25 protein-coding genes are annotated in these 24054 nt (G+C 32.4%); 13 read left to right on the top strand and 12 right to left on the bottom strand.

The annotated features are described in order from the left end of the window. Positions 1-24: 24 nt before the first annotated feature. From DFQ10_RS15755 to DFQ10_RS15730, 6 genes are all read right to left on the bottom strand, one after another. Positions 25-1335: an amidohydrolase family protein gene (locus DFQ10_RS15755; RefSeq protein WP_115818397.1), complete on the bottom strand. Its 1311-nt coding sequence runs from the start codon at positions 1333-1335 to the stop codon at positions 25-27. 12 nt (positions 1336-1347) lie between these two features. Beyond that, the gene (locus DFQ10_RS15750; RefSeq protein WP_245940746.1) at positions 1348-4320 is read right to left on the bottom strand and encodes an amidohydrolase family protein; all 2973 of its coding nucleotides are present in this window, start codon (positions 4318-4320) and stop codon (positions 1348-1350) included. A gap of 158 nt (positions 4321-4478) precedes the next feature. Then, positions 4479-5546, bottom strand: a complete 1068-nt coding sequence (locus DFQ10_RS15745; protein WP_181897658.1) for a DUF3810 domain-containing protein — start codon at positions 5544-5546, stop codon at positions 4479-4481. Positions 5547-5765: 219 nt separating this feature from the next. Next, positions 5766-6263: a hypothetical protein gene (locus tag DFQ10_RS15740; protein ID WP_115818395.1), complete on the bottom strand. Its 498-nt coding sequence runs from the start codon at positions 6261-6263 to the stop codon at positions 5766-5768. Positions 6264-6414: 151 nt separating this feature from the next. Continuing rightward, positions 6415-6999 (bottom strand): CHAP domain-containing protein, encoded by a 585-nt coding sequence (locus DFQ10_RS15735; protein WP_115818394.1) that lies wholly within the window; start codon positions 6997-6999, stop codon positions 6415-6417. Positions 7000-7188: 189 nt separating this feature from the next. Further along, complete coding sequence (locus tag DFQ10_RS15730; protein WP_181897657.1) at positions 7189-8058, bottom strand: VOC family protein; 870 nt, start codon at positions 8056-8058, stop codon at positions 7189-7191. A gap of 460 nt (positions 8059-8518) precedes the next feature. Between DFQ10_RS15730 and DFQ10_RS15725 the strand changes: the two genes are divergently transcribed. Further along, positions 8519-9058: a porin family protein gene (locus DFQ10_RS15725; RefSeq protein ID WP_115818392.1), complete on the top strand. Its 540-nt coding sequence runs from the start codon at positions 8519-8521 to the stop codon at positions 9056-9058. 306 nt (positions 9059-9364) lie between these two features. Here DFQ10_RS15725 and DFQ10_RS15720 read toward each other — a convergent pair whose 3' ends face one another. Further along, positions 9365-9763 (bottom strand): hypothetical protein, encoded by a 399-nt coding sequence (locus DFQ10_RS15720; RefSeq protein ID WP_147299236.1) that lies wholly within the window; start codon positions 9761-9763, stop codon positions 9365-9367. Positions 9764-10056: 293 nt separating this feature from the next. On the opposite strand from DFQ10_RS15720, the gene DFQ10_RS15715 reads away from it, so the two are divergent. Then, a complete protein-coding gene (locus tag DFQ10_RS15715) occupies positions 10057-11520 on the top strand; it encodes an aminoacyl-histidine dipeptidase (protein ID WP_115818390.1) in 1464 nt (487 codons plus the stop codon). Between the two features lie 131 nt (positions 11521-11651). On the opposite strand, the gene DFQ10_RS15710 is transcribed toward DFQ10_RS15715, so the two are convergent. Genes DFQ10_RS15710 through DFQ10_RS15700 form a run of 3 tightly spaced genes read right to left on the bottom strand, consistent with a single transcriptional unit; the run spans position 11652 to position 14444 of the window. Then, the gene (locus DFQ10_RS15710; protein ID WP_115818389.1) at positions 11652-12872 is read right to left on the bottom strand and encodes a peptidylprolyl isomerase; all 1221 of its coding nucleotides are present in this window, start codon (positions 12870-12872) and stop codon (positions 11652-11654) included. Further along, entirely contained in the window at positions 12865-13398 is a 534-nt protein-coding gene (gene gldI / locus DFQ10_RS15705) for a gliding motility-associated peptidyl-prolyl isomerase GldI (protein ID WP_115818388.1), read from the bottom strand. Before gldI ends, DFQ10_RS15710 begins: the two co-directional genes overlap by 8 nt. An 11-nt stretch (positions 13399-13409) precedes the next feature. After that, a complete protein-coding gene (locus tag DFQ10_RS15700) occupies positions 13410-14444 on the bottom strand; it encodes a DHH family phosphoesterase (protein WP_115818387.1) in 1035 nt (344 codons plus the stop codon). Between the two features lie 88 nt (positions 14445-14532). Here DFQ10_RS15700 and DFQ10_RS15695 point away from each other — a divergent pair, with 88 nt between their 5' ends. Then, positions 14533-14952, top strand: coding sequence for a nucleoside-diphosphate kinase (locus DFQ10_RS15695; RefSeq protein WP_115818386.1), 420 nt, complete (start codon positions 14533-14535; stop codon positions 14950-14952). A 61-nt stretch (positions 14953-15013) separates the two neighbouring features. Here DFQ10_RS15695 and DFQ10_RS15690 read toward each other — a convergent pair whose 3' ends face one another. After that, on the bottom strand, positions 15014-15664 hold the full coding sequence (locus tag DFQ10_RS15690; protein ID WP_115818385.1) for a hypothetical protein: 651 nt from the start codon (positions 15662-15664) through the stop codon (positions 15014-15016). A gap of 191 nt (positions 15665-15855) precedes the next feature. On the opposite strand from DFQ10_RS15690, the gene DFQ10_RS15685 reads away from it, so the two are divergent. The 7 genes from DFQ10_RS15685 to DFQ10_RS15655 are packed head-to-tail and all read left to right on the top strand — an operon-like array spanning position 15856 to position 20086. Continuing rightward, positions 15856-16278 (top strand): DUF2141 domain-containing protein, encoded by a 423-nt coding sequence (locus DFQ10_RS15685; protein ID WP_115818384.1) that lies wholly within the window; start codon positions 15856-15858, stop codon positions 16276-16278. A gap of 10 nt (positions 16279-16288) precedes the next feature. Then, a complete protein-coding gene (locus DFQ10_RS15680) occupies positions 16289-16912 on the top strand; it encodes a tetratricopeptide repeat protein (protein ID WP_181897656.1) in 624 nt (207 codons plus the stop codon). 14 nt (positions 16913-16926) lie between these two features. Further along, positions 16927-18279 carry a histidine kinase gene (locus tag DFQ10_RS15675; RefSeq protein ID WP_115818382.1) on the top strand — a complete coding sequence of 451 codons (1353 nt, stop codon included), beginning with the start codon at positions 16927-16929 and terminating at the stop codon, positions 18277-18279. A gap of 12 nt (positions 18280-18291) precedes the next feature. After that, positions 18292-18612, top strand: a complete 321-nt coding sequence (locus tag DFQ10_RS15670) for a 2TM domain-containing protein (RefSeq protein ID WP_115818381.1) — start codon at positions 18292-18294, stop codon at positions 18610-18612. Between the two features lie 12 nt (positions 18613-18624). Continuing rightward, positions 18625-18963: a 2TM domain-containing protein gene (locus tag DFQ10_RS15665; protein ID WP_115818380.1), complete on the top strand. Its 339-nt coding sequence runs from the start codon at positions 18625-18627 to the stop codon at positions 18961-18963. A gap of 15 nt (positions 18964-18978) precedes the next feature. Beyond that, complete coding sequence (locus tag DFQ10_RS15660) at positions 18979-19296, top strand: 2TM domain-containing protein (protein ID WP_115818379.1); 318 nt, start codon at positions 18979-18981, stop codon at positions 19294-19296. A 34-nt stretch (positions 19297-19330) separates the two neighbouring features. Beyond that, entirely contained in the window at positions 19331-20086 is a 756-nt protein-coding gene (locus DFQ10_RS15655; RefSeq protein WP_115818378.1) for a LytR/AlgR family response regulator transcription factor, read from the top strand. 41 nt (positions 20087-20127) lie between these two features. Here DFQ10_RS15655 and DFQ10_RS15650 read toward each other — a convergent pair whose 3' ends face one another. After that, complete coding sequence (locus DFQ10_RS15650) at positions 20128-21312, bottom strand: LETM1-related biofilm-associated protein (protein WP_115818377.1); 1185 nt, start codon at positions 21310-21312, stop codon at positions 20128-20130. 145 nt (positions 21313-21457) lie between these two features. Here DFQ10_RS15650 and DFQ10_RS18770 point away from each other — a divergent pair, with 145 nt between their 5' ends. The 3 genes from DFQ10_RS18770 (at position 21458) to DFQ10_RS15635 (ending at position 24054) form a co-directional block, all read left to right on the top strand. Beyond that, a complete protein-coding gene (locus tag DFQ10_RS18770) occupies positions 21458-22114 on the top strand; it encodes a DUF4331 family protein (RefSeq protein WP_115818376.1) in 657 nt (218 codons plus the stop codon). A gap of 23 nt (positions 22115-22137) precedes the next feature. Then, positions 22138-22695 carry a DUF4331 family protein gene (locus DFQ10_RS18765; protein WP_115818375.1) on the top strand — a complete coding sequence of 186 codons (558 nt, stop codon included), beginning with the start codon at positions 22138-22140 and terminating at the stop codon, positions 22693-22695. Positions 22696-22776: 81 nt separating this feature from the next. Then, positions 22777-24054, top strand: a complete 1278-nt coding sequence (locus tag DFQ10_RS15635; RefSeq protein ID WP_115818462.1) for a tetratricopeptide repeat protein — start codon at positions 22777-22779, stop codon at positions 24052-24054.

Below are 24054 nucleotides of genomic sequence, written 5' to 3'. Positions count from 1 at the left end.
TTGAGGGGTGTAAATTAATAGTTGTTAATCTTCTTGTATAGGTTTCTCTGAAAACCGTTTCCAAAGTTCTGTTTGGTGAGTTTCTAAGCTTAAATTTCTACCATCAATAAAAGCATGTGTTAATTGATTGGTGCGCATATCTAAGGCATCACCCTCACTAATAAAAAGTGTTGCGCTTTTGCCAACTTCTAAAGTGCCATACATATCATCAATACCCATAATTTTTGCAGGATTCTGAGTAATTAATTGCAAGGCTTGTGCTTTGGTTAGTCCATGTGCTACAGTGGTGCCAGCATAAAACGGAAGGTTACGAGAATTCATACGTTCCATTTGTCCGCTTGGCTCTAAAGCCACTAGAACACCAGCATTTACCAATGGTTTTGCGAGTTTGTAAGATATATCATAATCATCATCTTCTAATTCTGGTCTAGAGTGAATTCGTCTTAAAAAGACAGACACATCATTTTGTTTTAAAAAACTAGCGATATTACCCGCTTGGTAGCCACCAACAATTGTGATTTTTGAAACCCCTTGAGACTTCGCAAAATTTACAGCATCAGTAATGCCTTTTTCGTCATCAGTATTAATATATAAACGTTTAGAGCCATCAAATAAGCCACCTAAAGCTTCAAAAGGTAAATGTAATTCGGACTTATTTCCTTTATTATAACTCTTAGATTCATTGAAGTAATCTGATAATTCTTTTACTTGTTTAGCATAATCCTTATTAGGCTTTAAACCTGGATCTTCACCTAACCACCAACGACCACGGCTAAAACTACTTGGCCAATTAACATGAATTCCATTATCCATTTTTATAGCCGCATCTTCCCAATTCCAAGCATCATACTGTACTACAGATGAGGTACCCGAAATACGGCCACCTCTTGGAACAACTTGTCCAAGTAATACGCCATTCGGTCGCATAGACTCAGTAACTTTAGATTCGGTATTATAAGCGATTATACTTCTAATATGTGGATTATAAGTACCCATCTCAGATAAGTCATTAGAGGCTTTTACAGCATCAACTTCAACCAAGCCTAGGGTGCCGTTAGCTACAATAAAACCTGGATAGACGTCTTTTCCTTTGGCGTCAATAATATCCATGGCTTGTCTGGTGAGTGGAGTTGTAGCTTCTGGTCCAATCGTTACTATTTTTCCGTTACTTACTACTATAATACTGTTTTCTATTACAGTACCATTACCGATATGAGCGGTTGCACCAACAATCGCAAAGTCTTTGGTTTGCTTAGGTGCAGGTGTTTGCTGTGCGAATCCTAAAGTAACACACAACAAAAACAATAGACTATTTAATTTATTTAAGTTTTTCATTTTAAATTGTTTTTAGTGGTGTGAATCCATGGTGTCACAATGCATTAATTTCTCTTCTTTTTTCTTAACAGGCTGTGTTTTTAAGCCTTTGTTTTTATCTTGAAGCATTAAGTTTGTGAGTTCGCTTTTTTCGTTTTTAATGGCTTCACGCATTTGTTGATCTCTAGCTAAATCAAAATAGGTTACTCCTTCAATAATCGTTTTTTCAGCTTTAGCGTAAATAGATAACGGATGATCGCTCCATAAGACCACATCTGCGTCTTTTCCAACTTTTAAACTTCCAACGCGATCATCAAGATGTAAAAGCTTTGCCGGATTTAAAGTGACAAACTTTAAAGCCTCTTCTTCAGTAATGCCACCATATTTTACAGATTTTGCAGCTTCTTGATTTAAACGACGCGACATTTCTGGGTCATCACTATTAATGGCTACAGTAACACCAGCATTATGCATAATCGCAGCATTGTAAGGAATAGCATCATTTACTTCATATTTATAAGCCCACCAATCGCTAAATGTAGAACCACCAACTCCATGTGCTTTCATTTTATCAGCTACTTTATAACCTTCAAGGATGTGCGTAAATGTGTTGATTCTAAAATCAAATTGCTCGGCAACTTTCATCAGCATATTAATTTCACTTTGTACATAAGAATGACAAGAAATAAAACGCTCACCATTTAGAATTTCAACAAGTGTTTCCATTTCGGCATCATGTCGGTATGGTTTACCGCTTTTCTTTAATTGGTCATAAGCTTTTGCTCTGGTAAAATAATCGACAAATACCTGTTCAACACCCATTCGCGATTGTGGGAAACGCGAATTGGTTCTGCTTCGCGATTGCTTTACGTTTTCACCTAGAGCAAACTTGATAAACTTAGGAGTATTGTCATAGATTAAATCGTCTGCTGCTTCTCCCCATTTTAGTTTGATGATTGCTGAGCGTCCACCAATAGGATTTGCAGACCCATGTAAAATTTGAATAGAAGTAACTCCACCTGCCAAATTGCGATAAATATTAATGTCTTCATCATTTACAACATCTTCAATAGTCACTTCTGCTGAAGAATTTTGACCTCCTTCATTTATAGAAGCGGCAGCAATGTGTGAATGTTCATCAATAATACCAGCCGTAATATGTTTTCCTGTAGCATCAATAACTTTTGCGTTTTTACTCGATAGGTCTTTTCCTATTTTTGAAATTTTACCGTCCTTAATTAAGACATCAGTTTGTTCTAAAACACCTTCTTTTTCATTTGTCCAAACCGTTGCATTTTTGAATAATAAAGTTTCCGATTTTGGTTTCTCAGTAAATCCGTAAGCTAAATTAGGATAGGTGATAGGGCTCATAAATGGAGTATCTGTAGCATCGTCAACTTTCTTTTTGTCTCCTTTTTTATCAGAATCTTTGGTTTTATTTTTATTAGCATAAAATGATAATTCATTGCCATTTGGTAAAATTGCTTTTCCGTTTAATGAATTATTTGTTGAAGCATTGGCTACAATTCTTATAAATTCTTTTTTAGTACTATCAGCGGTTTTAAACGTAAGATTAACCCAGTCATCTGAGTAGCTCATTTTTGTACCTAAAGTTTTATTATCACTTTCAAGTTTCGCTGTTGGTTTACTTACGCTTCCAGAAATGGTAAGTTTATAGTCACTTCCAGTAAGTTTAAAATTGTAATCGCCATCGATATCTGTTGTGTTCATATTAGCAATAACGTTTACTGTACCTTGAACCCAATTTTCATAGAGTTTGGTTTTCTTTTCAAAAATATCACCATCAGTGATTAAGAAATTAGCATAGCTTCCCGTTTTTAAAGTGCCTAAAACATCTGATTTACCTAATAAAGCGGCTGGAGTTGTTGTTAAAGCTTCTAATGCTTTTTGTTTAGAAAGCCCATTTTCAATCGCTTTCATTAAATTAGAAGAAAAGCTTTTATTCGATTTTAAACCATGTGTGGTTAACGCGAATTTTATACCGTTTTCAGCCAATAGTCTTGGATTATGTGGTTGTTGATTCCAAGCACGCATGTCGCTTAAAGACAATGTACTTGCTAAGAATGGATCATCAACATCATAAGCCAATTGAAAATCTATGGGAAGAATAATAGTGGCGTTTGTGCGTTTGATTTCATCAATACGTTCGTATTCATCGCCACCACCAACAATGGTATATTGAATATTAAAAGCATCTCCAACTTTATCTGCTCGCATCAAATTGGCTCTACTGCCAGCTTCAAAAATTTGAAGTAAGTTTTTGTTTTTGTTCAGAGCTTCTAGTGATAAGTCTTTGGTATCAATATGTCCTGCTTCATACCATTTGGCATCATTATACATTTGACGCAATAAAGCCATGCTGCCCATAATTGAAGATGGGTACGATTGGCGAGATTTTACACTTTTTCTAAATGATAAATGTTGTGTGGTTTCACCATCAACAACACGCATAGCATTATCCGCATTATTATTAAGTGCAATTAAAGCACCTGTGCCTCTAACAACACCATCTGGCATATGTGTATTTACAACACCAAAGCCTAATTTGTGTAGCTCAGATGCTGATTTTACATCATATTTAAAACTTGCCATGACGTCTTGTTCTGGCATAATATGATCATTCCAATAATAACCGCTTCGGCTTGCTCCATATTGTGGACCGTTGCCTCCACGTTTGGGTTTTTCTACACCAAACGTGGTATACAAGTCAATGAAAGACGGATAAATGGTTTTATCCGTAAGATCAATTTTTGTAGTGTTCTTCGGAATGTTTACTGATTTACCAACACTCACCACTTTACCATCCTTAATGAGGAGCGTGGCATTGTCTATTATTTCGGTTGGTGATACGTGGATCGTAGCATTTGTAAATGCTGTGTAGTTAGAGTTGTTTGCAATGACTCCAGAATTACTCGGAAAGTAATCTTGTGCAAATAACGAAAAACTGCACATAAAAATGAGCAGCCATAAATGAACTTTAATCATATGGTTTTGGTTGGTTAGATTGAATTCTAAAGATAAGAATTATAGCTAAATGGGTATTCATTATTAGAATACTTTAACATTTTCTAAGACGAGAGAATGTCCTTTAAATAAGGTAAATGAAGATTTAGTGTATGTTAAGTTTAGGTGCTTAATTGAAATTATAACGGTTTGTCTTCATAATAATTAACCAATAATGCAACAACATAACTGTAGCTTTTCATACCAGCAGATTGATTGTTTGCTTTTAAGAAGCTATCAAACGTTTTTTCGAAAATAGGCTCTATTGGATTTTCGTAAGACTTCCAAAAATCTTGGACTTCTTGGTAGTTTTTTAATATGCCTTTGTTAATTGAAAACATAATGGCTAAGTAACGTTCTGGATCTCTTTTATAAAGTTCCGCTAAACAATACCGAAGCGCAAACGTATAACCAGAATATTTAAAGTAAACATCTTTATTATGAATGGCAGCCAAACTTCCTATAAAATTCGCTTCGTTTTCGGCTGCATAACCTAATTGATGAGCGGCTTCGTGACAAGATGTGGTTGGGAATTTATAAGTTGAAATTAAGCCATTTACTTGAGCTTCATTTGTAAATGGATTTAGGTATCCTGAAAAACCCATATAAGTTAAAGGCACACTGTAAATGGATTTCTTGATACTTTTTGGATGATATTCAAGATGCGGATATATTTCTGAAAGTGTACTGTAGCCATCTTTTACTTTACTTAAAATTTCAGATTTAGTATAAGGTAGTTCAACTTTTAAAGTATCGTTTTTTGCTAATTGAAGGTGTAGGTTATTCGATTTTTGAATTAATTTTTCTGTAAATGAAATCAGTTGTTCAGTGGTGTATTCAGCTTCAAGATTTAAGGATTTGTAAAGAGGTTGTCTGTAATAGTTAAATGCCCAAAGGACATGAAACGCAAAATAAGCGATTGACAACGTTGCTCCAATATCTAGAAACCAGTTTTTGGTGTCTTTAAAGATGCGTTTTCTATTTATAATTAACCATCTAATTACATAAATTCCCGCTAGTGTGTAGAATATATCTCCAACCGAAAAAGGTATCCAACCAAAAACATAGCGACTGAGTTTAGATACGAAAACATAAAGTCCATTGCTGTAAAATTGCTCAACATATTCAGGATAATGCTTCAATATAGAAATTAAAACAATTTGAATTCCTAAGAAAATAACTAAACCTAATTTTTTGTTTTTGAACATAGACCAAAAATAGGAAAAAAGATGGGATTGATTTGTTGATTTTCTTGTAATCTAGATTGCTATTGGGAGTGAAGTTGCTCTAAAAAGTAAAAACCTTTCTAGTTTTAGGAATAAGATAGCATCATATTGTTATTGTAACTAATTAGTTGCATGGTTCTTTATCTAATTTAGTAAATAAAAATCCCATGAGTATTTTGTAAGTAGGCTATAAACAAGCAATTACACATATTTTTGTAGCCAGTTTATTTTATTAAAGTTCAAGTCAATATTGGAATAGGAAAGAATAGGAAGCTCAATTCCTTTTGCATTATTTCCTGAAATCATTATTCCGTAATACAGTTCATCCGTGTTTTCATAATCATCATAAGTTTGTGAGTGTTCATTATCTTTAAACCACCAACTCATATGGTTTAGAGAATCCGTTGAGCTTTGATTATTTTCATCATTTCCATATTCATTTAGAATCAAATCCAAAAGTTTTTTTAAATTATCAGGTTCATAATCCGAACTGTGAAATTCAAGATGTAGGGCTTTGCCGTTAAATATTGAGATCTGGAATTGATCAAATATTTCTAGAAATTTGAAATTTAGTTCAAACACTAAAAAATTCCGAGTATCATTTGGGTCACTAATTAAATCAGCTTTAAAGATTGATTTTTTATAAAGAAAATCAATGTCTATTCCTAATAATTCTTTTATGTTTCTAATTTTTTTCAAATTGGTTACAACAGTTTTGTATATGACGAGTTGTATGGTAAAGCACCTAATTTAGCAAATAAATGACAGATAGAATATTCTGCAAGAATGTTCGTAAGTCGGAAGTGAACTAGTAATTAATTATAGACAATGTTGTACCTAGTGCTTTTATTTATTTTCTCAACCAACCTAAAATTCTGTCGTTGTTAATTTTCCATTTTCCATCTTCATTAATCAAGCTATATTTTTCTCTTGATTTTCCAAAAGGACCAGGATTCTGTTGAATAATTTCTATTTCTTTTTCAGTCACTTTGGAAATAATTGAAACGTGTCCGTATTTATTCATAGTTGTTCCAGAGTATATTGCTAAATCATTGACTTTTGGTTTAGATTTGCTTGGATTTGTATATTGAATTAAATTCCGTCGTTTATTGCTCTTTCCATCTTTTACATTAGAATCAAAAAAGTCTTTTGCGTGTCCATAACTATCAGGCATTTTATGATTCAGCTCTTGGTAGTAATAACGTTTTACAAATTCGACACATTGGTATTTCAGTCCAAGATTATATCCATCTTCAGTTAATTCACGTCCACTAACATTTTCAACTCCACCATTGTAATATACAGTAACTCCATTTAATTCATCAACTTTTTGTCCGACTTCGTAATTCGGATTTAGATTAATTTTTTTTGAGGCAAAAAATCCGATTACAACTAAAATCAGGATTCCTAAAATGACTAAAATTTGCTTTTTCAATTTTGTTTCTTGAGTTTTTTTGTATTAGCTACAACGTTTTTGTTCATGGTTAAGCACCTAATTTAGCAAATAAATCACAGATAGAATATTCCGCGAGGATTTTCGCAAGTAGGTGAGTATTATTCATTACTTATACACTGTGTTAGCGCTCGTTTTTATTTATTTTAAATGTTTAGTCTATTCGGATTATTAGTGCCAGATACCTTCAGGAATTTGCTTTTCTTCAACTATTTCTACTAGCAGACTGTCAGGACCTCTAACAAAAAAACTTTTCATTCCATGAATAGAATCCATTTTTATATCATGAACAATATCTAGCCCATCAGATCTCATTTTATTCATTAGAAGTTCAATATTTTCAGTTGAAAAACCAATATGATCGATTGCGCTTCCATCAGTAGGTTTAATTTCTTCGTTAGTCCACCACGATTCTTCTTCAACGGGTTTGCCAAATACAATGATATTAATATTATTGACGGTTAATAAATTCCATTTCCACCGAAGCTCGTTATTCTGCCATTGCTTTGCTTCTTCATATTCTGGAATGAAGCCAAGATGGGATTCAAACCAGTTCATAGTGTTATCAACATCAGTTGATAGTAAATGTATATGTTCAAATCTATGGTTTTTATTTCCCGTGTATACCTCTATAACTTCTTTTTCTGGACCAAGAAAGTACATCCAAAAATTATCACCAAGAGGTGTAATGTCGGTATGTATCGCTATTCCCTCATTGACTCTCCAATCAAACTCAGATTGACCATCTACACCAGACCAACCAATATGCCATAAACTAGAACCCAAATGTGTCGATGGTGCAGTATCGACAAGATTCATTAGTAAAAATGATTTTTCCGTAAAAAGAGCATCCACTCGATCTCGATATTTTACTTGAGTTGCACCAAAGTATTTTTGATAATATGCAATAGTTGAATCTCTGTCTGTAACATTTAGATGAACATGGTGAAAATTGACTTTACTCAATTTCTCAGTCTCTTCGGGTTTTTCAGGTAGCTGTTTACATCCAAAAATTTGAAATATTAGAACAGTGAAGACCATCAATGTCGTTCTATATCTTATGTCATACAAAGTATTCGGATTCATTTTATTTAAATTGGTGCTAACAGTCTCGTATGTAGTTTACTTCGTCTGTTCGCTACGCTCGGGTGTTGCGCGGTTAGGCAACTAAGTTAGGAAATAAATCATAGCTAGAATATTCCGGAGGAATGTTTGTAAGTAGGCTCTACCAAGCAATTAAATATACACGGTCTTGAGGTGTCTTTTTTTATTCTATTTAATAATTATGTTCAACTCGGTTTGCATAAAAGTCATTGGTTGTTTTTAATAAGACGAAAACTCCGATTTCTTTCTGTTAAAGCTTGATGTTCTGTTAAATAGAAGTTAATAAAGATGAAAATAAAAGTTAATGAAGATGAAAATAAAAGTTAATTAGGGTTTAATTAAGATAGCCTTCTTGTTTAACTACTAGTTTTGAGTTATAACATAAAAACAATCTCACATGAAAAAATTATTACTTACAAGTCTTATTTTAGTTTTAGCAATATCAAGTTTGAGTGCTCAAACCGAATTTGGAGTTAAATCAGGATATTTTAAATCTTTTAGAGAAACAAATACAACATTTGAAGGAGATGGATTAAAAAACAACAAAAATTATAATGATGGTTTGTACATAGGTGCTTTCGTAGAATTTTCAATTTCTGAAAGGTTTTATATTCAGCCTGAAGTTACTTATGTGAACATTAAAAATGATTTTGACCAACTTCAAATTCCTGTTTTAGCTAAGTATAGAATCGGAAAAAAGTTTAAGGTATTGGCTGGTCCAAATTTGGGATTTTTATTAAACACTAATGAAAATTTTCATTCTTATTATCTTGGTGTTTCTTTAGGTGTATCTTATGATATTACAAATAGGCTTTCCATCGAAGCAAGGTACAATTTAGCATTGTCAAATTCTCTAAAGGATGATTTTAGTTCATCGTCTGATTTATTCGCTGAATTTAATGGATTCCAGTTTGGTTTAGTTTATAGATTTGACTAAACAATGTTACTATTTAGGGAAGAGGAATTAATAAATTATTATTGTCCGACAATTTGATTTTTAAAATGTACATTACAAGTTAAACTCCAAAATCCGTTGTTCGTTTTTTCCTTTTCCCTAATTAAAAATCTATTATTAATATTATTCTTTTAAATTTTATTGGTTGCTCTCTAATGCATCACAATCTGTATATATTTGGTTATTTGCGTAATTTAGTAAACAAAAACCGAATAGAAAATTAGCTAGGATTTTCGTAAGTATGCTATTACTAGCAATAAATTATACGCGTTGTTAACATAAGTTTTTTTATTTTTTAGATTCATATCCGTGAACATTCCAAGTTTTTAAAAAATCATAACCTTTATGTCTTAAATATGTCATTCCGTTTATTTTGAATTTCGTTTTGGCCAAAGATTCGATTTCGGTTGTGTCCGAACCTCCTAAACTGACAAATTCCATTTGGACTTTACCATTCAATTTTATCAATCCAGCTAAAGTCGGACAAGATTTTATTGGTAATGATTTAGTTCGTTTAATTTCTTCAGTAAATGGGATTGTTTCCCAAGTCGCAATTTTTTTTTTTTTGTAAAAATCCAACCAGAGTATATTTTCAGAATCTAGGTGGTTTTCAGGAATCCAAAATCCGTTTAGATTTTCACGTACAGAATCTAATTCGGTTAAATCAATTTCATAATCGTTTTCCACAACAATTAAATTCCGTTTTGGATTCGAACATCCAAGTAGTAAAAAAGTCAAAATTGATATGTAAATTATTGATCTCAAGTTGCAGTTTTCAAATCTGTGCTAACACCTAAATATACGCAACATAACCACAAAATATTACTAAACTTTGAAAAAAAAACTGCAGTACAAAAGGGTTTATTATTATCAAATTCAAACTCCGTTTTAAATTAGAATCTTAAAAAGCTTTCAATTCCTAAAATCAAAAAAGAATGGTTCATATTTTGTAAATTTGCAATTCAATAAAATAAAGACATATGAGTTCAGAAATAAGAGCCTTAGAGCCAAAAGAATTATGGAATAAATTCGCAGATTTAAACGCTGTGCCACGACCTTCAAAAAAGGAAGAACGTGTGATTCAATTCATGAAAGATTTTGGAAAACATTTAGGTTTAGAAACAATAGAAGATGAAGTTGGGAATGTAATTATCCGTAAGCCAGCATCAAAAGGTATGGAAGACCGAAAGCCTATTGTAATGCAGAGCCATTTAGATATGGTACATCAAAAAAATAACGATACGGTGTTTAATTTTGATGAGCAAGGTATTGAAATGTTTGTAGAAGGAGACTGGGTAAAAGCCAATGGTACAACCCTTGGTGCAGATAATGGACTTGGGGTAGCAACAATTATGGCTATTTTAGAAAGTGAGACTATTGCGCATCCGGCTTTAGAAGCATTGTTTACTATTGATGAAGAAACAGGCATGACAGGTGCTAAAGGCCTTAAAGGAGGTTTACTTAATGGTGATATTCTTTTAAATTTAGATACAGAAGAGGATGACGAAATTGGAGTAGGTTGTGCTGGTGGAGTAGATGTTACGGCAACACGCGAGTACAAAGAAGAAGAAACACCTGAATTTAAATTGGGTTATACTATTACAGTAAAAGGGTTACAAGGTGGACATTCCGGAATGCAAATTCATGAAGGTTTAGGTAATGCCAATAAATTAATGAACCGTTTATTATTTGATGGTTTTGAAAACTTCGGACTTCGTATTTCTGAAATCGATGGTGGAAGTTTACGTAATGCTATTCCAAGAGAAAGTAATGCAATTGTTGCAATTGATGCTGTACATGAAGCTGCTTTTGAAGCAGAAATGAAAGACCTTGGTGATAGTCTAAAAACTGAATTTAAAACGATGGAGCCAGATTTAGAAATTGTTGTTTCTAAAACAGAGACTCCAGAGAAAATAATGGATTTAGGAGTGCAAGAGGGCTTAACTAGAGCTTTGTATGCGGCTTGGAATGGTGTATACCGTATGAGTCCGGATATTGAAGGTTTAGTAGAAACGTCTAATAATATCGCTAGAGTTATTGTAAAAGATGGCCACATTAAAATTGGCTGTTTAACACGTAGTTCTGTAGAAAGTACAAAACTAGATTTAGCAAATACATTGCGTTCTGTTTTTGAACTTACAGGTTGTGAAGTTGAGTTTTCTGGTGATTATCCTGGTTGGGCTCCAAACATGGATTCGGACATTTTAAAATTAATGGTGCCAATTTACGAGCGTTTAAATAATGGTGAAAAACCACATGTTGCAGCTTGCCATGCAGGACTTGAATGTGGTATTTTAGGAACAAACTATCCAAACATGGATATGATTAGTTTTGGACCAAATATTAAAGGAGCACACTCCCCAGATGAGCGTGCACAGATTTCTTCTGCTCAAAAGTATTGGAAATTTGTATTAGAGATATTAAAAAATATACCTAAAGCTTAGTTATATGGGATAATAAATTTCACTTTATTGTTTTTCTAGTAAAGACAATATTGAAATTAGTGCAAAAAAAAAAAAAAGACCTGTTAAGTTCTAAACTTAACAGGTCTTTTTATATTATTCCGTAATAGTAACTATTTTTTAATTCCAGCTAATTCAATGTCAAAAACAAGGTTAGCATTTCCAGGTATTACAGGAGGATTTCCTCTTTCGCCATAACCTAAATAGTAAGGAATATAAACTCTTGCTTTATCACCTATTTTCATATGTAACATAGCTTCTCTAAAACCTGCTATTAAGGTAGCGGTTTCGTTGTAAGGCATGTCAAAATAAGTATAACGACCAGCTTTATCAGTTCGTTCGTCGTATTTTCCATTTTTTTCAGCGACATCTTTCCAAGTGGTCCAGAACAACTCTCCATTTTCTAAATAACCAGCACATTCTATATTTACACGATCTGTAGGTTTTGGTTTTACACCATTACTTTCATGTGTAAAAATCATAGCCATACCTGTTGGAGATTCAATTTTACGTCCTTTTAATTCTTCATTCTTTTTTAAGAATTCCGTTCTTGCTAAATCAGCTTTAGCTTTGGCTTCTTTTTTAGCTTCTTCAGCTTTAGCTTGTGCTTCGGCTTTAGCTTTTGCAGCTCTTTCTTTAATTTTAGGTAATTCTTCAGTGAATACTTTAGGTGCATCGAATTTTTTTGCTGCAGAACCTTTTCTTATAATATTTACTTTTTCAATAACAACATCTTCCAAAGGTTTATTAGATCTAGGCTCTACTTTAACATTAGAGATTGTATCTAGCACATTTAAGCCTTTTACCAACTCACCAAATACAGCATGACAATATACTCTAGGATTTGCACAATCTTTTAAATTACCTTGCTCATCATAGCCGTCTAACCAAGGTGTTGCTTTTTCAATAATAAAAAACTGACTTCCGTTAGCATTAACACCAGGATTTGCCATAGATAACATTCCAGGTTTATCATGTCTTAAATTTTCAACAAGTTCATCTTCAAATTTATATCCAGGATCACCACTACCAGTTCCGGTTGGGTCACCACCTTGAATCATAAAATCATTCATAACACGGTGAAACGTTAATGAATCATAATAACGTTTTCCTTTAAATTCTTCTTTAACCAAAGGATGTGTCCCTTCTGCTAATGCAACAAAGTTGGCAACAGTTACGGGTGCTTCATCAAAGAATAATTTTGCAACCATAGTATCTTTAGAGGTTACAATTTCGGCATAAAGCCCATCTTCTAAATCAGGATAACGTTCTTGGCAAGATATATTTGCCAATACTACTAGTACAACGAATGCTGTAAGCGCTTTTTTAATCATTTTTTTGAATTATAGTGTTTAAGGTTACTTCACAAATTAATGGAACATTAGTTCCTATTTTATATTCATCTCCATAATAACCAAATGCTTTTTGGGATGGGAATATAAATGTTGCTGTTTCGGTAGGTTTTAAGAGTTTTAAACCTTCACGCAAACCTGTGAACAATTCTTCCTTGTCCATGACATAGGTTTTGTTGGTGTTAGCGTAAATTTCGTCTCCTTCAAGATTAGAAACATCAAAAGTGAAATTTATGACGTTGCCAAATTTTGGTTGAATGGTATCACGTTCCATTTTAGTGTTGTAATAATACCAAAAACCACTTTCTGAGGCAATGTAGTCTCTATTAGGATTACTTTTAATAATATCTTGAATTTGCTTATGCTCGTGCTCGTTCAGTTTTTTGTTACGTTCTGCAGAGGCTTTTAAGAATGAACCCGATTGTACTGATTCTGGCATGCGAGCTTCTGGTGATTTACAACTGAAACAGAGTAAGACAATGGTAAATACGATGAGTAGGTTTTTCATATTAATTAATTTTAAAGCCCATTTTGGGTATGGGACAACTCTTGTTTATACTGTGGTAATATACTAATAAAATTATTTATAGTTGTTGGCATATCATCATCACTACGTCCTCCTGCAGCATTTGTGTGTCCACCTCCGTGAAAATGTGCTCTAGAAAATTCGTTAACCGAAAATTCTCCTTTACTACGTAACGAGATTTTTATAATGCTATCTTGTTTGTTTTCTATAAAAATCGCAGCAAATATAATGCCTTTTAAGGATAATGCATAATTTACAAATCCTTCGGTATCTCCTTTTTTAAAGTTAAATTCATCTAATTCAGCTTGAGAAAGTGTCATATAAGCTGTTCTTAATTCTGGAATTACCTTTAAGTTTTGCATGGCTCTACCTAAAAGTTGTAAACGACTGTAACTGTTGGTGTCGTATATATTATTATGGATTTGAGAATTCTCAGCACCTTTTTCTATTAATTGTCCTATTACCTCGTGTGTTCTACTAGTAGTTGCCGGGAAGCGGAAAGACCCAGTATCCGTCATAATACCAACATACAAGCATGTTGCAATAGTAGAATTGATTTTAGCTACATCGCCAAGCATTTCAATAAAATTATAAACCATTTCGCAGGTTGAGGACATTTTTACATCCGAGTACATATACTTAGCGTAATCATCTGGTTGTTGGTGATGATCTATCATTATTTTAATAGCTTCAGATTTTTCTAAAACTTCAGCCATTTGGTGTCCTGCTCTATGAAAGGCATTAAAGTCTAATGTAAAAATAAGATCTGCGGCCTCTATAAGAGGATGACTTTCTTCTGGGTTGGCTTCAAACTTTAAAACGGTATCATCTCCTGGCAGCCATTTTAAAAAATCTGGATAATCGTTAGGTGCAATTATAGTTGCATTGTGATGATATAATTTTAAATAATGATACAAGCCTAATGTAGAACCCATGGCATCTCCATCTGGATTTCTATGTGGTACAATCACAATATTCTTAGGTGTACTTAAAAGTGCTTTTATTTCGGAAATCTGTCCTTTATTCATAGTTGACGAAGATACAATTTTTTAATATTTGAAGTACTTGATTAATTAAAGAAATACATTACTTTTGCACCTCATTAAAAAAAAATACATGGCAACTAACAGAACATTTACAATGTTAAAGCCTGATGCTGTTGAAAAAGGACACATTGGCGCAATATTAGAAAAAATTTCTGCTTCAGGATTTAGAATCGTAGCAATGAAATTAACGCAAATGACCAAAGCAGATGCTGAGGAATTTTACGCAATACATAACGAACGTCCATTTTTTGGAGAGTTAGTAGAATATATGACTCGTGGACCAATCGTTGCAGCAGTTTTAGAAAAAGACAATGCTGTTGAAGATTTTAGAACTTTAATCGGAGCTACTAATCCTGCTGATGCAGCTGAAGGTACTATCCGTAAATTATACGCAGCTTCTATTGGAGAAAACGCTGTTCACGGAAGTGATAGTGATGAAAATGCAGCTATTGAAAGCGCATTCCATTTTGCAGGAAGAGATATGTTTTAAGCAATATCTTATATCTTATTTAAAAAGACCATCTGTAATAGATGGTCTTTTTTTATTTCCATTAGTTGAGTTTTTTATGGCGCAAAGGCGGTTTGTAAAATGAACTCACTTGTAATTCTGTCATTAAAGATTTGAGTTTGTCGTCTGTTAAATCTCCATCAAACATAATTGTTTTATGCTCATGGTTCCCTAATTTTTCACGTATAAATATGCCTGAAAGGTATAAGTTTTTCCAAATAGGTTTTAGGTCATTAATTTGATTTTCATTCTCTATTAGAAATTTGAATTTTTTTAGTTCTTCGTCTTTGGTATACAGTTTTATTTCTGCTAAACCATTATGTATAATGTCTTTTGCAGAAAATGATTTTCCCTTTATGTGATTATAATTTATGTAGATAGATTCTAATTCTGCATAGAATATTTTTGTGGAGTTTGTATTGTTTTTAACTTCTAAATAGTCGTCAAAGAATTCCACAATACCAGTAATATCTCTTTCCTTAACCCAATCTGTAAACTGTTTTCTTATATATGGACCAATAATATATTTGTAACCAATAAGTATAATACCAATAATAAAAGGGTTCATTTTTAACTCAATAACTAAGTAAGCACCAGCCATAACGAGTATAAAAGACGTAATAACAGTGACGGCAAAACCGTCTTTTTCCTCCATACTTTTTTTGTAGGTAACAAGTTTAAATGTTGCTTTCATTATTTAATGCATTATTTTTAAAGCTCAGTCACTTTAGTAATACAAGTATAAAACTTCATTGAAAAGTTACGGTTTTTGAATAGAATTATATAATAATCACAGTTCATCATATAAAAAACACATTTCAGTAATATCAGTTTTAAAAACCAAGACTTGTATTCGATATTTGTATCAAATAAAATTATATAACCATGAATATACTTACCAAAATCATTATTGTTTTTATTATTAGTTCTTTAGGGTTTCAACTAGAAGCTCAAGACAATTTCACAATTACGGTGAATGTTAAAGAGGCTAGTAATAATGATGGTAAAATGTTTATTGCGCTTTATAATGCTGAAAATAACTTTTTAAACACATCGTATAAAGGGTCTAAAAGTGTTATAAAAAATAATCAATGTACAGTAACTTTTGAAGATATTCCTAATGGAACTTATGCTGTTTCAATCTTTCATGATGAAAACGATAATGGAAAAATGGATACCAACTTTTTTGGTATTCCTTCTGAAGATTACGGATGCTCTAATGATGCTAAAGGTTTCATGGGACCACCACAATGGGAAGATGCTAAATTTGAATTAAGAGACAACAAATCAATAACTATAACACTTTAATATTATAACAATGAAAAATATAATCATCATCGCATTACTTGTAATGTCAGGAATTGCAACTGCACAAACAAATTTTGAAAAAGGAATGACTAAAGCCTTTACTCTTTGGCAAAACGGTAACATGGACGATGCAGAAAATATGTTTGAACGTATAGCAAAAGCAGAACCAAAAGAATGGTTGCCTAGTTATTACATTGCTCAGATTAATAGCTTAAAAAGCTGGAATGAGAAAGACGGAACCGTATTAAAAGCGCAGTTAGATAAGGCACAAGAACATTTAGATTTGGCAATGACGATCAGTGAAGATAATGCCGAGTTAATGGTAATGCAAGCTCAGATTTTTACCAATTGGGTTGTTTTTGATGGAATGACTTACGGTATGAAATATGGAGCAAAAATAAATGAATTATATAGCAAAGCGTTAGTGTTAGAACCAAAGAATCCTAGAGCTACATTTTGTAAAGCAGATTGGAACTTAAATAGCGCAAAATATTTTGGTCAAGATACAGCTCCATTTTGTAAAGACATTGAAGCATCGCTTAAACTTTTTGATACCTTTAAACCAAAGAGTGAACTTCATCCAAATTGGGGGAAAGAACGTGCAGTAATGGTAGCTAAAGAATGCAAAGCATAATAAATATTTAACACATGAAAAAGTCTTTAAAAAAAATTATACTAACCTTTGCTATTGGTAGTGCAGTCTTTGTAATAGGACATCTGTTTTCTGGTGGTTTTGAATTTAAATCTGTTAGTGATTTTTTAATAGACTTTGGGTTTTATCAACTCTATGCATTTGTCTTAGGGTATTCTAATATGACGTTTTTTTATTACATGGAAAAACGTACATGGAAACCAGGAGAAACTATTAAAAGAGTGATTTACGGTAGTATTGGTAGTACGGTTATTACTCTAATAGGTATATTTTTTTTAAGACTGTTTACTGCGATAGTTTTATACGATATGGATTTTGAGACCTTTATTGGTCGAGAATCTTGGAGAGGTTATTCCTTTGGTTTATGGGTTACCTTAACTATTGTAACTGTTTTTCATGTTGTTTATTTCTATAATCGTTACCAGAAAAATAAAATAAAAGAACAAAAGGTTATAGCAGGTGCAGCAAGCGCCAAGTTTGATGCTTTAAAAAACCAGTTAGATCCTCATTTTCTATTTAATAGTTTAAATGTATTAACAAGCTTAATTGAAGAAAATCCAGAAAACGCGCAAAAATTTACAACGTCATTATCAAAAGTTTACCGCTATGTCTTAGAACAGAAAAGTAAAGAATTGGTAACGGTAGATGAAGAATTGAATTTTGCCAGAACATACATGTCGCTTTTAAAAATGCGATTTGAAGATAGTATCATTTTCGAAATTCCGGATAAGGCCTCAAATCCAGAAAGCAAAGTAGTGCCCTTATCATTACAGTTACTTTTAGAAAATGCCGTAAAGCATAATATGGTAACAACAACTAAACCATTACATGTCAAAATATACGAAGATGGAGATTACTTGGTAGTGATGAATAATTTGCAACCAAAACAAATAGTAAAGAAGAGTAGTGGTGTTGGTTTAGAAAATATAAAACAACGATACCAACTACTTTCAAAACGAATAGTACACATCAATCAACGAGAAAAGGATTTTGCAGTAGCAATTCCGATGCTCACAAAACAAGTTTCAATCATGAGAACAGCACAAAAATCACAAGAGCGTCTTAACGATGATTATGTTAGAGCTCGCAAACGCGTAGAAGAATTAAAAGGGTTTTATTACAGTTTAATTTCTTACGTATTTGTCATACCATTTTTAGTTTTTATCTGGTATAATTATTCTTATATGACGATACAATGGTTTTGGTTTCCAGCTTTTGGTTGGGGTTTAAGTTTAGTTTTTCAAGCTTATAGAGTGTTTGTAGATGATGGAGCTCTAGGCGCTGGCTGGGAAAAACGAAAGATTGAAGAATACATGAACAAGCAAGATCAGAAGAATCGTTGGAATTAATTTTATGAAATTATGAAAGAACAAGATTCAAATTTAAAGTTTTTAAAAGCTAAAAATAAAGTTGAAAAGCTAAAGCGTTTTTACACGCATTTAGGAGTTTACTTTGTAATTAACACTATTATTACAGTTGTAAAAGTGATGAGTAATATGAATATGGGTGAAACATTTGATCAAGCTTTTTATGATTTTTCTACCCTTGCTACATGGTTAGTTTGGGGAATAGCAATTGCGTTGCATGCATTTTCAGTTTTTGGACTTCCGCTTATCTTAGGAGAGGATTGGGAAGAGCGAAAAATTGAAAAATATATGAATGATGAATTACAAAAAGATTAAAAATAACGTACAATGGAAAAATATCATATAGAACCATACGAAGAACCAGATAAATCTAGCGATTTTAGAACTGAAGAAGCTTATTTAAGAGCCAAGAAAAAAGTAGATGCTTTAATTGGTTTTTATTGGCATTTAGCTGTTTATGTGGTTGTCAATATTTTTTTAATAATACTAATAGGTGTTAATGCTGGTTTTTCTGGATTTGGCCCTTATGCGACAGCTGTATTTTGGGGCATAGGATTAGTGTTCCATTTCTTGGGTGTTTTTGGTCCAAATTTTCTGTTTAATAAGGATTGGGAAAAGAAAAAAATACAAGAGTATATGGATAAAGACCGTGAACATTGGGAGTAATTTAATACTAATATTATGAATCAAGATCTCAAAAAACAGCAGTTAAGAAAAGCAAAGGATAAGGTTAGAAAAGTAAAAGTTTTCTATATTCATTTAGCGGGTTATGTGGTAGTGGTAGCACTTCTTTTATATAATTTATATATTGTGGCAGGACCATATAAAAACAACATCATTAGTTTAAATCTGAGTGTTTTAGTGGGTTGGACGGTTTTTATTATTATCCATGGACTAAATGTTTTTAAAGGAAAACGAATTTTTAAAAAGAGTTGGGAAGACAAAAAAACAGCACAGTTTCTAAAAGATAAAGAAGAAGAAAAGACCTTTTGGGAATAGATAGTTAAGTTATTAAGTAAACAAATTTAAAAGAATGAATGTAATCATTATAGAAGACGAGAAACCATCAGCAAGACGACTACAACGCATGCTAAAAGCTTTGGATATGAATACAGATACCATGTTGCATTCTGTTGAAGAATCGATAGACTGGTTTCAGAATAACGAACATCCAGATTTGATTTTTTTAGATATTCAACTCAGTGATGGTTTGTCTTTTGAGATTTTTGAAGCTATTGATATAAAGTCGGCTGTGATTTTTACAACGGCTTATGATGAGTATGCTTTACAAGCCTTCAAACTAAATAGTATCGATTATTTATTAAAACCTATTGATGATGAGGATTTAAAAACGGCTGTTGAAAAATATAACGGAAGAACACCTCAAAAACAATCGGTTACTTTAGATTTTAATGATATAAAGAATCTATTGGTTAATCCTATTGAGCGCGAATATAAAAAGCGTTTTTCTGTAAAGGTTGGTCAGCATTTAAAATTGATAAATATTGAAGATATAGAATGTATTTATAGCGAAAATAAGGGCACGTATGCTTATACCAATGAAGGCAGAAATTATCTTTTAGATGCAACTTTAGATCAATTAGAAGAAGAATTAGAACCCAATGTGTTTTTTAGAATTAGTAGAAAATTCTATATAAATATCAATGCCATAAAAGATATGGTAAGTTATACCAATTCTCGACTTCAAATAAAACTGAACCGTTTTAACGAGCAAGATATTATTGTTGCTAGAGAACGCGTAAAGGATTTTAAAAATTGGTTAGAATAAATACTAATTGGTTTTAATATTTATCAAGGAAGTGTATTATTTTAATCGTTTTTCTTTTGATCATCTATTCTATTATCATCAAAAGCAGATGGCAATAATTTAGGAATAAACTTTATAAACAGCGGTAAAAGTAACATGCCTCCAGGTAGCATAAAAATAGCCAAACTAGGAATAGATTTAAAAATATCTAATAACTGAGTTTGAATCTTTTTCTGTTCATCATCAGTAAGATTTCGTTGTGTAGATTGCGCAAGTAGTGTCATGGCTTCCTTGCTTTCCGATAATTCTTTTATTAAACGCTTACTATTTCTGGTAATAAGTTTAGAAACCACTTTACTGCTATTGTCATAAAAACTCTGTGCAAGATTTTTAGAACTTAAAAAGGCTACATCATCTTTGTGCTCATCATAAAATAAATTAATATCATTCATAGATTGCGCAATGATATCAGTATCAATAGTTAAATCATTTTTTAAACGCACTAAGAATTCTCGTTCTTCAGTGTCTATTATCTTATCTGTCCAAGACGCCATGCAAACGAGGTCTATAGCATATAGTTTTTCAAACGGAGCATCTATAAATGACACGGCATCTTTGTAAGATGGCAATTCTGCATTCTTTTGTCTAATAGAGTCTTCAAACAGTCTTATAAGATTTTCGTCGTATTCTGTTTTTTCAGATTTATTATCAATAACTGAGAATACAATAGTTTCTAATGCCGATTCAAGATTATTGACATAGTTCTTTATATCATTTTCATCCTTTAAAAATCGCTGATAGCCTAACACATCAACAAATAAAAGGGCATTAATTAAAAAATAATTAAAGTTTTTGGTAATAAAATTATCATCGATATGAATACGCTTATGTATCATTTTTTCCAACAAACTATCTGGTGTTTTATCTCCAAACAATTCTTCAAAAAACGAACGTTTCTGATCGCTAATAGCTTTGTAGTATCTAATTAAACTATCTGTAAAATCTTCTTGAGATTTTCCTTTTTTGTAAACAAAATAATAGGTGAGAAGCAGATTAATTTTACAGCGTTCTTCTTCAGTGAGATCAAATGGTTTAACGATATCTAAAACCACTTTAATGTTACTTCCATAAATAAATCCAGCTTGTTTTAAGCGGTTGTAAAACTCGTAGCTATCTGTCTCAGCGTACTTCGTCTCTGAGACTTGATTGAGTAATTTTTTTATCCAGCCATTAGCTGATGGATTCATAACATCTTATTTGATGTAGCAAAGGTAAATTTTTATACCAAAACTCCACGATTTTATTTCGTTAACAAAACTTTAACAAAACCGCCTATTTCATTTTTTCGTAGGTAGAGCAGAGACACAATTAATTAACAAAAATCTCAAAATTATGAAAAAAACAAAATTTTTAATTTCAACAGCAGTACTAGGTATTGCGACATTGGTAGCAATTGCTGCGGATCACATTGATGCTCCTGCAGTACAAGGTGGTACAAGTGACATCACAGATTTTTATGCCTTTGAAGGTGAAGACGATTCTAACATTGCATTTGTTGCTAATGTTCAAGGATTATTGGGTGCTGGTAGCGATACTCAAAATGCAGCTTTCGATGAGAATGTTCTAATAGAATTTAACATTGATACTAATGATGATAAGGTAGAGGATTTGGTGATCCAAGCTACAGCAAGAGATGGCAAAATGTATTTTTTCGGGCCAGTTGCTCCATCGCAAACAGGTTTAAATAGTACAATTGCTTCTACCACAACAAATCAAGCATCTGTAGATATTTCGGCTTATGGTGCAAGCGCCATTATTGAAAATGCTAATGGAATGAAATTTTTCGCTGGCCCAAGAGATGATCCATTCTTTATGGATTTTGCACAGTATGGACAAATTATAGCAGGCAATGCTTCCAGTTTTAATAGTCCAGGTACAGACACTTTTGCAGGCACTAATGTAATGTCTATAGTGATTGAAGTTCCAAAATCTATGATTGGTGGTTCAGGAACCATAAATACTTGGGTAGAATCTAAAAGAAAACAATAATTAAAATTTAAAAATTAGAACAGATGAAAATTAATAATATAAAACTTTACGCCATTGCAATTTTAGTATCAGTGACAGCTTTAAATTGTAATAACGATGATGATATAAACATATCAACAGAACCAAATTTTAGCGGAACATACACGCAAGAAGATCAAATGGGAAGACCAGCAGTAAACACTGTTTTTGTATCGAGTGGAATGAAAGATGCTTTTAATACCACAATTCCTTCAGAGCAAGGTGCAGCATTTCAAACAATGTTTCAAAATAATTTAGAAGGATTGAGTCCTGCATATAATACACCTACAGATGCAAATGCCTTAACATTAACTTCTGCTCAATTTACAGGTTTATTGGCTACTGATGTCCTTAATGTGTCTTTAGATGGGACAACTACTTTCTATGACGGAACTAATGTATTAACAGGTAGAGCTTTGGCTGACGATGTTATTACAGTAGAATTATTACTGATTTTTGGTGGTGAAGATTTTTCAGAAAATCCAGGGTTATCAAATGATAATGTAAATGCGAATGATAAAGCATTTTTATCATCATTTCCTTACCTAGCATCACCTTGGTAAGCTATAAATCTTAAAATCTTGAAGTGAAGTTTACACTTTACTTCAAGATTATTTTAATTGAAAACTCAAAAACCTATAACCATGATACTCAAAAAAATCTTTCCCTTTATTTTATTAGTGGTAGTCTTTAGTTGTAATTCTAAACAGGTTACTAATGCAGAAGACTACAATACATATTTAACACACACAGACAGCCAAACTGAACTATTGGCAGCAGCGCAAATTTGGACAGACAAACTAGATGCAAACCCAAATCAATTTCCATACTTAGGAAAACGTGCAAGTGCATATTCAAAACTATTTAGTGCTACAGGAAATATAGAATATTTAAAACAAGCTGAGTATGATTTACTTGAGGCTATTAAAGTTACCAATGAGAAAAATGGCTCTTATTTAAAAAGTTTAGCTGCAAATTATATTTCTCAACATCGATTTAAAGAAGCATTAGAAAAATTAAAGGTAGCCGAAGCCATTGGTGATAAAATCAATGGAACTAAAAAAATGCTCTTTGATGTACATTTAGAATTGGGAAATTATATTGAAGCAGAATCGTATTTAGAAGCGATTAAAAACACATCTGACTTTGATTATTTAATACGTTTAGCAAAGTGGGAAGATCATAATGGTAATTTGGAAGGAGCCATTGAAAACATGGAGAAAGCTACACAAATTGCTGAATCTTCTAATTTAAAGGGTATGAAACAATGGGCTTACACTAACTCAGCAGATTTTTATGGACATGCAGGCGATATTAAAAAATCATATAAATATTTTCTAAAAGCTTTAGAGTTAGATCCAAATGATGCTTATGCTAAAAAAGGAATTGCTTGGATTGTATATTCTTATGAGAATAATGCAGAAGAGGCTTTAAAAATTTTAGACCATGTTTCAAGTTACTACCAAGCACCAGATTACGAATTATTAAAAGCTGAGGTTGCAGAATTTCAGAATAACCTGGACTTAAAGTCAAAATCTTTAGAAAATTATCAGGTAGCCGTAAGTAACAAGCAATATGGTGATATGTACAACGCATACAATGTGACGCTTTTTACAGACGATTTATTACTACCAGAAATTGCTATAGATTTTGCGACTACAGAAGTTGAAAACAGACCAACACCATTGTCTTACGATTTATTAGCTTGGAGTTATTTTAAGCAAGGTGATGTTGATAAAGCAAATCAAATTATTGAAGAATTTGTAGATGGTAAAACCTTTGAGCCAGCTGTGCTATATCATGTTGCTGAGATTTATAAAGCAGCGGGTAAAACAGATGAAATTAAACCATTAAAGGAAGAACTAATAGCAAGTATTTATGAGTTAGGGCCTTTAATGACAACCAAGATTAAAAATTTATAA

It is taken from the genome of Winogradskyella eximia (assembly GCF_003386165.1).
Taxonomy (GTDB): domain Bacteria; phylum Bacteroidota; class Bacteroidia; order Flavobacteriales; family Flavobacteriaceae; genus Winogradskyella; species Winogradskyella eximia.
This window is presented reverse-complemented; position numbering and strand designations above follow the sequence as displayed.

What these genes read in the sequence shown, in the direction of transcription:
- DFQ10_RS15755 (WP_115818397.1), bottom strand. Translation starts at nt 1,335, where the DNA reads ATGAAAAACTTAAATAAATTAAATAGTCTATTGTTTTTGTTGTGTGTT.
- DFQ10_RS15750 (WP_245940746.1), bottom strand. Translation starts at nt 4,320, where the DNA reads ATGATTAAAGTTCATTTATGGCTGCTCATTTTTATGTGCAGTTTTTCG.
- DFQ10_RS15745 (WP_181897658.1), bottom strand. Translation starts at nt 5,546, where the DNA reads ATGTTCAAAAACAAAAAATTAGGTTTAGTTATTTTCTTAGGAATTCAA.
- DFQ10_RS15730 (WP_181897657.1), bottom strand. Translation starts at nt 8,058, where the DNA reads ATGGTCTTCACTGTTCTAATATTTCAAATTTTTGGATGTAAACAGCTA.
- DFQ10_RS15725 (WP_115818392.1), top strand. Translation starts at nt 8,519, where the DNA reads ATGAAAAAATTATTACTTACAAGTCTTATTTTAGTTTTAGCAATATCA.
- DFQ10_RS15715 (WP_115818390.1), top strand. Translation starts at nt 10,057, where the DNA reads ATGAGTTCAGAAATAAGAGCCTTAGAGCCAAAAGAATTATGGAATAAA.
- DFQ10_RS15710 (WP_115818389.1), bottom strand. Translation starts at nt 12,872, where the DNA reads ATGATTAAAAAAGCGCTTACAGCATTCGTTGTACTAGTAGTATTGGCA.
- gldI (WP_115818388.1), bottom strand. Translation starts at nt 13,398, where the DNA reads ATGAAAAACCTACTCATCGTATTTACCATTGTCTTACTCTGTTTCAGT.
- DFQ10_RS15700 (WP_115818387.1), bottom strand. Translation starts at nt 14,444, where the DNA reads ATGAATAAAGGACAGATTTCCGAAATAAAAGCACTTTTAAGTACACCT.
- DFQ10_RS15695 (WP_115818386.1), top strand. Translation starts at nt 14,533, where the DNA reads ATGGCAACTAACAGAACATTTACAATGTTAAAGCCTGATGCTGTTGAA.
- DFQ10_RS15690 (WP_115818385.1), bottom strand. Translation starts at nt 15,664, where the DNA reads ATGAAAGCAACATTTAAACTTGTTACCTACAAAAAAAGTATGGAGGAA.
- DFQ10_RS15685 (WP_115818384.1), top strand. Translation starts at nt 15,856, where the DNA reads ATGAATATACTTACCAAAATCATTATTGTTTTTATTATTAGTTCTTTA.
- DFQ10_RS15680 (WP_181897656.1), top strand. Translation starts at nt 16,289, where the DNA reads ATGAAAAATATAATCATCATCGCATTACTTGTAATGTCAGGAATTGCA.
- DFQ10_RS15675 (WP_115818382.1), top strand. Translation starts at nt 16,927, where the DNA reads ATGAAAAAGTCTTTAAAAAAAATTATACTAACCTTTGCTATTGGTAGT.
- DFQ10_RS15670 (WP_115818381.1), top strand. Translation starts at nt 18,292, where the DNA reads ATGAAAGAACAAGATTCAAATTTAAAGTTTTTAAAAGCTAAAAATAAA.
- DFQ10_RS15665 (WP_115818380.1), top strand. Translation starts at nt 18,625, where the DNA reads ATGGAAAAATATCATATAGAACCATACGAAGAACCAGATAAATCTAGC.
- DFQ10_RS15660 (WP_115818379.1), top strand. Translation starts at nt 18,979, where the DNA reads ATGAATCAAGATCTCAAAAAACAGCAGTTAAGAAAAGCAAAGGATAAG.
- DFQ10_RS15655 (WP_115818378.1), top strand. Translation starts at nt 19,331, where the DNA reads ATGAATGTAATCATTATAGAAGACGAGAAACCATCAGCAAGACGACTA.
- DFQ10_RS15650 (WP_115818377.1), bottom strand. Translation starts at nt 21,312, where the DNA reads ATGAATCCATCAGCTAATGGCTGGATAAAAAAATTACTCAATCAAGTC.
- DFQ10_RS18770 (WP_115818376.1), top strand. Translation starts at nt 21,458, where the DNA reads ATGAAAAAAACAAAATTTTTAATTTCAACAGCAGTACTAGGTATTGCG.
- DFQ10_RS18765 (WP_115818375.1), top strand. Translation starts at nt 22,138, where the DNA reads ATGAAAATTAATAATATAAAACTTTACGCCATTGCAATTTTAGTATCA.
- DFQ10_RS15635 (WP_115818462.1), top strand. Translation starts at nt 22,777, where the DNA reads ATGATACTCAAAAAAATCTTTCCCTTTATTTTATTAGTGGTAGTCTTT.